Annotated in this window: 20 protein-coding genes; 14 read left to right on the top strand and 6 right to left on the bottom strand. The window is 36.0% G+C overall.

From position 1 onward, the window contains the following. On the top strand, nt 1–217 hold a 217-nt coding region (locus ACFQIC_RS18690; RefSeq protein WP_390217649.1), incomplete at its 5' end, for a hypothetical protein. A 185-nt stretch (nt 218–402) separates the two neighbouring features. Then, complete coding sequence (locus ACFQIC_RS18685) at nt 403–555, top strand: hypothetical protein (protein ID WP_204706056.1); 153 nt, start codon at nt 403–405, stop codon at nt 553–555. Nucleotides 556–1,022: 467 nt separating this feature from the next. Here ACFQIC_RS18685 and ACFQIC_RS18680 read toward each other — a convergent pair whose 3' ends face one another. The 5 genes from ACFQIC_RS18680 to ACFQIC_RS18660 all read right to left on the bottom strand — a co-directional run bounded on the left by ACFQIC_RS18680 (nt 1,023) and on the right by ACFQIC_RS18660 (nt 2,498). Further along, the gene (locus ACFQIC_RS18680) at nt 1,023–1,238 is read right to left on the bottom strand and encodes a hypothetical protein (protein WP_204706058.1); all 216 of its coding nucleotides are present in this window, start codon (nt 1,236–1,238) and stop codon (nt 1,023–1,025) included. After that, nucleotides 1,231–1,569, bottom strand: coding sequence for a hypothetical protein (locus ACFQIC_RS18675; RefSeq protein ID WP_204706060.1), 339 nt, complete (start codon nt 1,567–1,569; stop codon nt 1,231–1,233). Before ACFQIC_RS18675 ends, ACFQIC_RS18680 begins: the two co-directional genes overlap by 8 nt. After that, nucleotides 1,541–1,726, bottom strand: coding sequence for a hypothetical protein (locus ACFQIC_RS18670; RefSeq protein ID WP_390217647.1), 186 nt, complete (start codon nt 1,724–1,726; stop codon nt 1,541–1,543). Before ACFQIC_RS18670 ends, ACFQIC_RS18675 begins: the two co-directional genes overlap by 29 nt. A gap of 176 nt (nt 1,727–1,902) precedes the next feature. After that, complete coding sequence (locus tag ACFQIC_RS18665; protein ID WP_204706062.1) at nt 1,903–2,202, bottom strand: hypothetical protein; 300 nt, start codon at nt 2,200–2,202, stop codon at nt 1,903–1,905. 59 nt (nt 2,203–2,261) lie between these two features. Further along, nucleotides 2,262–2,498: a hypothetical protein gene (locus tag ACFQIC_RS18660; RefSeq protein WP_204706064.1), complete on the bottom strand. Its 237-nt coding sequence runs from the start codon at nt 2,496–2,498 to the stop codon at nt 2,262–2,264. A 309-nt stretch (nt 2,499–2,807) separates the two neighbouring features. Here ACFQIC_RS18660 and ACFQIC_RS18655 point away from each other — a divergent pair, with 309 nt between their 5' ends. The 10 genes from ACFQIC_RS18655 (at nt 2,808) to ACFQIC_RS18610 (ending at nt 7,062) form a co-directional block, all read left to right on the top strand. Continuing rightward, complete coding sequence (locus ACFQIC_RS18655) at nt 2,808–2,930, top strand: hypothetical protein (protein ID WP_390217645.1); 123 nt, start codon at nt 2,808–2,810, stop codon at nt 2,928–2,930. A 179-nt stretch (nt 2,931–3,109) separates the two neighbouring features. Then, entirely contained in the window at nt 3,110–3,523 is a 414-nt protein-coding gene (locus ACFQIC_RS18650; protein WP_204706066.1) for a hypothetical protein, read from the top strand. A 132-nt stretch (nt 3,524–3,655) separates the two neighbouring features. Next, a complete protein-coding gene (locus tag ACFQIC_RS18645) occupies nt 3,656–3,988 on the top strand; it encodes a hypothetical protein (protein WP_204706068.1) in 333 nt (110 codons plus the stop codon). A gap of 214 nt (nt 3,989–4,202) precedes the next feature. Further along, on the top strand, nt 4,203–4,568 hold the full coding sequence (locus ACFQIC_RS18640; RefSeq protein ID WP_204706070.1) for a small nuclear ribonucleoprotein: 366 nt from the start codon (nt 4,203–4,205) through the stop codon (nt 4,566–4,568). Nucleotides 4,569–4,765: 197 nt separating this feature from the next. Next, on the top strand, nt 4,766–5,068 hold the full coding sequence (locus tag ACFQIC_RS18635; RefSeq protein ID WP_204706072.1) for a hypothetical protein: 303 nt from the start codon (nt 4,766–4,768) through the stop codon (nt 5,066–5,068). Between the two features lie 44 nt (nt 5,069–5,112). Continuing rightward, entirely contained in the window at nt 5,113–5,286 is a 174-nt protein-coding gene (locus tag ACFQIC_RS18630; protein WP_204706074.1) for a hypothetical protein, read from the top strand. Then, on the top strand, nt 5,262–5,534 hold the full coding sequence (locus ACFQIC_RS18625) for a hypothetical protein (protein WP_204706076.1): 273 nt from the start codon (nt 5,262–5,264) through the stop codon (nt 5,532–5,534). The genes ACFQIC_RS18630 and ACFQIC_RS18625 overlap by 25 nt, the downstream gene beginning before the upstream one ends. Continuing rightward, nucleotides 5,534–6,412, top strand: a complete 879-nt coding sequence (locus ACFQIC_RS18620) for a helix-hairpin-helix domain-containing protein (protein WP_390217642.1) — start codon at nt 5,534–5,536, stop codon at nt 6,410–6,412. The genes ACFQIC_RS18625 and ACFQIC_RS18620 overlap by 1 nt, the downstream gene beginning before the upstream one ends. 11 nt (nt 6,413–6,423) lie before the next feature. After that, nucleotides 6,424–6,663, top strand: coding sequence for a DUF3006 domain-containing protein (locus ACFQIC_RS18615; RefSeq protein WP_204706078.1), 240 nt, complete (start codon nt 6,424–6,426; stop codon nt 6,661–6,663). A 138-nt stretch (nt 6,664–6,801) separates the two neighbouring features. Further along, complete coding sequence (locus ACFQIC_RS18610; RefSeq protein WP_204706080.1) at nt 6,802–7,062, top strand: hypothetical protein; 261 nt, start codon at nt 6,802–6,804, stop codon at nt 7,060–7,062. Nucleotides 7,063–7,073: 11 nt separating this feature from the next. Here ACFQIC_RS18610 and ACFQIC_RS18605 read toward each other — a convergent pair whose 3' ends face one another. Continuing rightward, a complete protein-coding gene (locus ACFQIC_RS18605; protein WP_204706082.1) occupies nt 7,074–7,241 on the bottom strand; it encodes a Spo0E family sporulation regulatory protein-aspartic acid phosphatase in 168 nt (55 codons plus the stop codon). 211 nt (nt 7,242–7,452) lie between these two features. Here ACFQIC_RS18605 and ACFQIC_RS18600 point away from each other — a divergent pair, with 211 nt between their 5' ends. Together ACFQIC_RS18600 and ACFQIC_RS18595 are read left to right on the top strand one after the other, a co-directional pair. After that, the gene (locus ACFQIC_RS18600) at nt 7,453–7,668 is read left to right on the top strand and encodes a hypothetical protein (protein ID WP_204706085.1); all 216 of its coding nucleotides are present in this window, start codon (nt 7,453–7,455) and stop codon (nt 7,666–7,668) included. 2 nt (nt 7,669–7,670) lie between these two features. Next, the gene (locus ACFQIC_RS18595) at nt 7,671–8,006 is read left to right on the top strand and encodes a YolD-like family protein (RefSeq protein WP_390217639.1); all 336 of its coding nucleotides are present in this window, start codon (nt 7,671–7,673) and stop codon (nt 8,004–8,006) included. Nucleotides 8,007–8,172 lie beyond the last annotated feature (166 nt).

Raw genomic sequence — 8,172 nt, 5'->3', positions numbered from 1 at the left:
ATTTATTACCATTATGACTTTAGTTGCTGTACAAGGTAGCATCTTTGCAGGTTCATCTTTGCTTGTCTTTTATGCTATTGGAAAAGGAATAATTCTGTTAGCCGTTGCTTATTCTTCGGATTGGGTGATGAAGTTTTCAGGAAAAGATGGGAAAGTTGAGAAAATAAGTGGTTTTATTATTCTTGCAGCTAGTTTATATATTTTATTCTTTGTGTAGGGGGGAGAAAGTTGAAAAGTATAGTAATGATATTTTTTACAATGTTGCTTTTGGTATGATGCGGTCAAAATGAATCAACAACTCCATCAGCTGAAAATCCTGAACCAAACAATACTAATGTAGTTATTAAAACTTATGAAATTACAGGGATCACCTGAGCAAGCTGCGCCGATGCAGCACAGTCTGTGCTGTTACAAGTTGATGGTAAACAAGTTAAAGTAAACTCTTCTAAGGCTGTGATTGGATTTGGTCCAAAGAAAGTGAAAAGTAAGGAAGTTTTAAATAAAGTACTTAGTGTGTATGGGTATGAATTAACAAAAGAAATCTCATCAAACTAGGGTTATTGTCCATTCTTGGATATTAAAAATTAATATCCTATTTCACTAAATCCATTAGTTTAGTGAGATTTTTTTGGGTGAGGTGCAAATAACATGACAGAAACACCCACTAAACATATACCAGGCCTATCCAATCATAAAAATCAGGTATTTTTTTATCAATGCCCCACCCCCATCCAAAGGCGATATGGTTGTTCTTGGTTTGAAGCAGATTAGAGATCATGAAAAATAAAAAAACCGAAGCCGAAGCTCCGGTAGTTAAGGAATTCTACATCATATGCAGAACTAGCTGGAGGAATGGATATTAGCAACTAGTCCCGTTAATCATTATGTGCTATTGAGGAAGAATTTAAACATGAAAAAAGCCGAAGCATAAGCTCCGGTAACGTGAGATGAATGATAAGTATTAAGAGCTATCCAGCGCAAAGGGGAATCTTATAGCTCTCCGAGTATTGTATGGGAACTTTTTAGGAAGTATTCAAACTTTTTTTGGAACTAGCTGCAAGGAAGAGGTAGCAAAAAGAATGTAAAACAGCTAGATCCTGTTCACCGACAAGCAGTCCATATTTGGTATACTCGTCTATCAAGACGTCCTCAAACTCTTTTTCCACCTTCTCGAATTCCTCTTCCAATTCATCGAGGCCTTCCAACGCAATATCAAACAAGGTATCTTTCTTAGCCAACGTTAACAGTCCTAAAATAGACCTTATTTCCTGCAAAGTTCATAGATTCATTCATGGACATCACCTTACCTTTTGTTACGGTACCAAGGGGATCCGTATAAGATATTTCTGAACCATAACTAACTTTGATAGATGGGGAAAGGTCCACTTCTAAGGAAGATTCGTATTGTTGACCATCCGTGCCCCTAACGACTTTAGTTGAGTATTGGACGCGCGCTCTGGTGTTTTCCGCAGCTAACTGCGGTTTCCCATATCGATCAATAACAGGAGTCCCTTTGTCGTCCAATAAAGGATTTTTCACTTCAATGGATTGATTCATAGGAGGTTTCATATTTGCGCCCCACTGAAGCCTTATTACGATCTAATAACTTTAGTACTTCAGGCGATATATCATCCCCATTAAAGGAAACAGAAACGCCTTTAGTAGAAAAGGATTCTACACCATGACGCTTATACTTAGAGAATTCTTCACTCTCTCCTTCCAACATATAAAGGAGATTGCTCTTACTGTAATCATTGATTCTCTGAAGTTATCCTTTAGCAGCTCTTCCGCCGTAAAGACTGCCTTCTCTTTATCAGTTTCCAGAAGTTCTTTATAGCTGTCTGAGAAATGTAACTTCTTTAGATATTCATCCACTTTTGTGAATTCCACCTAATCACCTACTTACTGATTTTCTATAATAAATTGAATGCGCTTCTCTTCGTTGGTAAGCTCATCAAGGTTTCCTTCGAGCTCAGAAACAAGTTCCTTTTGTTCGTCAGCACTTAGCTTTTTAAGAGAAGCATCGGTATGTTCTTCCGTACCGTCTTCTCTTTCCTTTTCTTCATTAGATTTTAATACTGTACCAGCTTTCAATTTATTTCTTAGCTTCTTCGCTTGTTGTTCAGTTAGTTCAATTTCATTACCAGGTTGAACTACTTTTCCTTCTTTCAATAAATAAGCATCTGCAATATATTTTGGCATTTGAATGCCCTCCTTTAATATTTTTCATTAGAAAAAGCAAAGCCCATTAAGACTTTGCTTTAGGGTACATCTACAATAACGATGGATTGAGGTTTAGCCAGTGCAGGGAATACTGTCTCACCAATGAAGACAGATTGACTTGGTGGGTTGCTCTCCTTAATCTCGGTTACAGTATAAATACCAGATTGATAGTTTTTCTCTACCGTTGGTCCAAGGTAAGTGTTACCTAAAGCATCTCCAAGAAGAACTACTTGATCATCTTGTAAAAGCTGCACTTCTCCTTTGAATATTGCCATCATGTAGATCCAGTCGTGCCATCTTTTTGAGCCACATAGATAGGTTGTTAAAAACGGGTATGTAGACCTATTTTGGGGTCTTGACAAGGAGCCTCTGTGGTTATAATTTCAGGCAATAAACGGCAGCTAGGAGCTTGCCTGGCATGGAAGCCTATCATTACCACCTCTCCTTGTAAAGACCGTTTCCGGATTTTTATCATAGGTCAATAGTGCCAGATCTCCTCATGGCAGAAGTGGATCAAAAAGATGTCCTAATATGAAAATCCATCTGAACCAGGGATTAGCGGTGGACAGTATGCAACTTTTTCTATGAATAGCGATGCATTTCCATCAATAATCGGATTAAGTGACTTAACTGTAAGAATTTATGCTGAAACAGATGCACCGACCACTGGTACTGCAACTGTTTATGTAATGGGGGTGCTTAACTAATGCCAATTGAAACTCAAGACGTTGTGAATTGGGCTTTAAGTCAAACATTTACTAATTTTAAAAGTGAAGAACAACAGATTACAAAAAATAATCATTCACAATTAGTAAGTGAAGTTTGAAAATATTTTAATGAAAATAATCCCTTTTGTCGAAAGTGATAAAAAAGGAGGGATAAGATCATGAATAATTATTTTATAATTACCTGGACTGATATTGATTTAGAAAATGGAGCGGAAGAGTTAATTGCAAGTTTATTAAAAATCTATAGTTCTTTTACAGAAAAGGAACTTGTAATCCAAGCAAAAAAATTAATTCCAATGGATGACCAAAATTTCGCACAAAGAAATAACCTCTATATTTCTAATGAACTTCTCCCTATGAGTCCAGGAGAAGTTATAGTGTTTAAGGAGCAATCAATTAATTATCATAAATTATTAGTAGCTGTTGTTTCGATTCTTGATTTAATTACAGAAGAAACTGAAAGAGTGAAGTTTATTATGGGAGTAGGTCGTTATCTAGAAGTATTCGATAAAAACATATTTGGAAAATTCAAAAGTGATATTGCCGAAGATGTTTACTATTCCTATAAGTAAAGTGTTTTAGTAACGAATGTCGAAAGTTAAGTAAGTCAAAAACTATAAACACTTTTTTGTCGAAAGGGTTGAGTTAAATAGAAAGGTAATATATTCTGATGGCGTCAAAATATTATGGGAGAGGTGAATATAATGAAAAAAATTGGTTTATTAATTCTTGTATTGGTGTTTGTGATGGCGTCAACATCACCAGCCTTTGCTGCTGCAAAGGAATTGGATTTCTCACCACCGGGACAAAATGTTGGGGTAACCAATCCTGATAATATGTTCCCAGGTAGCGAATGGGATGGAAAGAACTTCCCAGGTGCGGATTGGGCTTTTCTACAGGCTAAAAAGGCATTTGGTGAAGAAAAGTTCCCAGGTAGCGAATGGGACGATAAGAACTTCCCTGGTAGCGAATGGTTCCCAGGTGCGGATTGGGATGGAGGGGATCAAGTAGAAGATGATCCTCTTTTAAAAAAGTAAAAGTATTTCTATTTAGAAATAGGGAGTCTATTTCACTATAGGCTCTCTTTTTATGATTTCAAAAATCTATTGTTTGGTGCTCTTATGTTATTCTTGTTGTTCTAACGGATGTCGTCAGTTGAATAATAAGTTATGAAAAATTTATATGATTTTTTTTGAAATGTAATTTTCTCCTTTTAGGTGAATACCTTTTAACTGAAAGGGGAGGATAAAAATGAGTATGGAAAATTATGAATATTACAATCAACATGAAGACACAAGGAATTTACATGATAAATGTAAAAAATACATGTATTATCATGTGACTATGACAATGAAAGATGGTAGCTCTTTTGATGGAATTATCGAAAATGTGGGCATGGACAAAGTTAGTGTGTTAGTCGGTGAAGATGTGATGGATCGAGAAAGTGAGGATGAAGGGGATATTCGTCAATATTATGGTGGATATGGGCGACCTAGAAGAAGATTCCGACGCTTTAGACGTCGCGACTTCCCACTTGCATCTTTAGCAGCATTAGCACTATTGCCTTATGTTACTCCATATCCATACTATCCATATTATCCGTATCCATATTATTAAAGAAATATGAGTGAAGAGCAAAGAATCATCATTTCATGGTGATTCTTTGCTTCGTCTTTGAGTGATCATGCTCAACAAAAAATGTGAATATTGTAGCAGAATATATTATTAACGGATGTCGTCAGTTGCAAGTTGATTGAAGGAAAATGTCTCCTTTTATAGAAGTTTTAGTTTAGAAGGGTGGTGAGCTATTGCTAATGGATACTTGGTTTATAGAGGTAAAAAAAGGCGGTAGATGGGAAGAAACTAATGTAAAAGTTCCTATTAACCACCTGACGGAAGATACGGAAGATAAGGATATTATTTTAAAATTGAGAGACGTAGACAGGGATTTTTTGTTGGATTATCATGGGGAAAATATTCGATTAATTTCTCCGTTTTTTGATACAGAAGAAACTGAAGTATTACACTTTGAAGTTAATGAATTTAGAAATTGGACATTTTATAAGAATCACATAATTGCTTTAGACCCAAAGAACAAGTATAAAATGAAAGTATAAAGAGCCCTCATTTTGAGCGGCTCTTTTTTGTTGGAGGTGATATATTGGAAAACTATACTCAACATGCTGGTATGTATATCGGAGAATCGGAAAGTAAAGAATCAAAACAACCACAAGTCCATTCCATATTCATTTTTGATATTGAAGAAACGCCCTTAGGAGCAATCAGCAATGCTCCTAAGGGCGTGCCGTTTTGGATAACCACCATTGCGAACTAGAGACTGGCTATGAAACATTTGGATTTAAGACGGTCGTTCAGATGAAGGAAAAAGATAATCCTCAAAATAGCTTGTTAGAATCAATTACTCCAGAGCGATGTAAAGTGGGAATTATGGATGGCGTAGGTCGGTTCCGTGTTTTCTTATTTCGTGAAGTAATTGATGATATAGAAACAGGCACCAAAGATGTGTTTGCGGAATTTGATCACATGGCTCTCATTGTGGCGGTAGGTATGGTGACGATGTAGTGGAAGATATTAAAGCTGCCGGTATTGAAGAAATTCACACAATGGTGGCAACACATCCAGATGCTGATCATATTGGTGGATTGGTTGATGTATTAGAAGAGATTAAAGTAAATCATGTTGTAGATAGTGGTAAAGAACACACAACTCAAACGTATATGGATTATTTAAGTTTAATCGATCAGAAAAATAAACCTTTTGATGTTGCGGAACAAGGTTCAAATCTTAATGTAGGAGATCATGTTAAACTCAAAGTTATTAACGCAATGAACTCAAGCAGTGATTTAAATGAGTCATCGATTGCTTTGAAATTGAGCCATGAATATATTGACTTTATGCTAACTGGTGATGCATCTACAGAAAATGAATCATCCATGTTACAGAACTACGATGTTGAAGCAGAGATTCTTAAAGTGGGTCACCATGGCTCATCAACTTCCACATCTCAAGCTTTTATGGATCAAGTAGATTCTGAATTAGGTATTCTTTCTTATGGTGAAAATGGTTATGGGCATCCTGATCCAAATGTAGTCAAACGGCTGCAAGATGCAGGAGCTTCACTATATAGCACATTTGAGTCAGGGGACATTCTTGTTAGTACGGACGGAAGCTCTTATGATGTATCAGCAAACACATGGGAGGGAAATGATAGCTCATCAGATCCTGAACTAGATGAACCTGAAGGTCAATATCCTATTAATGTAAATACAGCTGATTATGAAACTTTACAATTAATTACTGGAGTAGGTACAACGATCGCTAATAACATTATTGATTATCGTAATGCTAACGGACCGTTTCAGACAATAGAGGAACTGGATAATGTCAGTTACATTGGTCCTGCGACTATTGAAGAAATGAGACCAGACATTACTCTTTAGGAAGTGATATCTTGTTGAAATATACGGTTGATCGGATTGAAGGAGACATTGTTGTTCTCCTGTACAGAGATAATGAGGGAATCAAAAAAGATGCTTCTATTGATTTGTTTCCAAAAAACATAAAGGATGGAGATATTGTAGAAGAAGTAAATGAAGGTAATACAATTAGCTACCGAATTTTGAAGAAAGAAACAGAACTTCAAAGGGAAAAGGCCAAGGATTTAATTAATAAATTAAAGAGAAGACACTAAGAAATATCCCCCCTTCAAAACTTGAAGGGGGGATACTTTAATTAACTGATAATACTAAAATACTTTTTGTAGACAAGAATTACTTTAGTGGTAAAATAGTTTTAGTTAATAATACTTAAAAAAGAAGGGAAACAATCAATGGATTACATTATTCGTAACGACGGGTTTGGATGTACCCGTGAATACCCTGCGCAAGGCCCTCTAAAGATACATTATACTTATGTAGAGAATAGTGAACGCCATATCATCGTTCAATACTTGGCAACACCATTCTGCTATCGAAAAGTCCTTCAATCTGATATTTCTTCATTAGAGTCTCACTTGTGTGATTTCCTCGAAAGTGAAAGAGTATGGATAGAACTAGGCTCATTTGACCGACATTTTGATATGGTAACGTAAAAATCCTCACCTTAATGGTGAGGATTTGCTTCCTTAGGTAAAGATCGATATTCATTAAGTACTCTATCAAGTTGTTGTGATACGTTAAGAACCTCTTTACCCGTTGGGTTCTTCGCATACTCTGTGTACATTTTCTTTCGCAATCTCTCTATTTTCCCTCTAAGTTCCCCAGTACCCATCGTCTCATCACCCTTAAATCTGTTTGATACTTTATAAACTGCAGTTAAAGGTTAAACACTTTAACAAACTAATGCAACAAAATTAACGTAATTTACACGACATTCACAAAGTTGTAATAATTTTAATGTTAGGTTGCTATGTATTTCCTGTATACAAATAAAAACTTCTTGGTATAATAGGAACAAATGTTCGCGTTAAGGAGTGGTGAGAGTGAATGGTTTATTTATTCGATCAGCTGAGGATAAACAAAAGCTTGAAATGATCTACTTGGCGAGTAATGAGCGGTTATCTCAACGAGTGATCAGGGTGCTGTCCGTTAAGAAAGACGATATTCTTGCCTATTGTTATTCTAGGAACCAGCTCAGAACCTTTAAAAAGGAAAATGTAATGTCGGTATATCCATATAAGAGGGAAGTGGGGACATAGTAATGAATCCGAACGATAGAGGAACGAAGAAGTGGACCTCGTTAATGATGCCGGAACACATAGAAATGTTGCAAGAAGTTTGGAAAGAGGATGAAAAAGAGGAAAAAGCCATTCTAGATGAACAGCAAATTGAAGAGAATGGGTTCGCTTTACATTGTGCGATGAAGGATGGTTTACCTATGAAAATCAAACATCATAACGGCGTCAATTATAGTTGCAGTACTGTAAAGGTTGTTAGTATGAATCAGAGTACAAAGAAGATTAGCTGCAAAGATTATAAAAATAAAGAAGATATCACCATTCAGTTTGATGATATCTATGATGTATCGGTTTTATGAGCTCTCATATTGAGAGCTTTTTATTTTGACCACGCATGATGTCAGACGCTACATATATATAGACCCAATGAAGGGGTTTTTCTTTATTTTTCCATTTTAATAGCGACTTATCTTTTAAACAACTTCACCTTCACCTCCAAAGGAGATAGTTAGTCATTTTCTTTTT

The organism is Halobacillus seohaensis, from assembly GCF_042663045.1.
GTDB classification, from domain to species: Bacteria; Bacillota; Bacilli; order Bacillales; family Halobacillaceae; genus Halobacillus_A; species Halobacillus_A seohaensis.
Note: the sequence above shows the minus strand (reverse complement) of the source record. Positions and strands in the feature narration are given on the sequence as shown.

What these genes read in the sequence shown, in the direction of transcription:
- ACFQIC_RS18675 (WP_204706060.1), bottom strand. Translation starts at nt 1,569, where the DNA reads ATGAAACCTCCTATGAATCAATCCATTGAAGTGAAAAATCCTTTATTG.
- ACFQIC_RS18670 (WP_390217647.1), bottom strand. Translation starts at nt 1,726, where the DNA reads ATGTTGGAAGGAGAGAGTGAAGAATTCTCTAAGTATAAGCGTCATGGT.
- ACFQIC_RS18665 (WP_204706062.1), bottom strand. Translation starts at nt 2,202, where the DNA reads ATGCCAAAATATATTGCAGATGCTTATTTATTGAAAGAAGGAAAAGTA.
- ACFQIC_RS18660 (WP_204706064.1), bottom strand. Translation starts at nt 2,498, where the DNA reads ATGGCAATATTCAAAGGAGAAGTGCAGCTTTTACAAGATGATCAAGTA.
- ACFQIC_RS18655 (WP_390217645.1), top strand. Translation starts at nt 2,808, where the DNA reads ATGAATAGCGATGCATTTCCATCAATAATCGGATTAAGTGACTTAACT.
- ACFQIC_RS18650 (WP_204706066.1), top strand. Translation starts at nt 3,110, where the DNA reads ATGAATAATTATTTTATAATTACCTGGACTGATATTGATTTAGAAAAT.
- ACFQIC_RS18645 (WP_204706068.1), top strand. Translation starts at nt 3,656, where the DNA reads ATGAAAAAAATTGGTTTATTAATTCTTGTATTGGTGTTTGTGATGGCG.
- ACFQIC_RS18640 (WP_204706070.1), top strand. Translation starts at nt 4,203, where the DNA reads ATGAGTATGGAAAATTATGAATATTACAATCAACATGAAGACACAAGG.
- ACFQIC_RS18635 (WP_204706072.1), top strand. Translation starts at nt 4,766, where the DNA reads ATGGATACTTGGTTTATAGAGGTAAAAAAAGGCGGTAGATGGGAAGAA.
- ACFQIC_RS18610 (WP_204706080.1), top strand. Translation starts at nt 6,802, where the DNA reads ATGGATTACATTATTCGTAACGACGGGTTTGGATGTACCCGTGAATAC.
- ACFQIC_RS18605 (WP_204706082.1), bottom strand. Translation starts at nt 7,241, where the DNA reads ATGGGTACTGGGGAACTTAGAGGGAAAATAGAGAGATTGCGAAAGAAA.
- ACFQIC_RS18595 (WP_390217639.1), top strand. Translation starts at nt 7,671, where the DNA reads ATGAATCCGAACGATAGAGGAACGAAGAAGTGGACCTCGTTAATGATG.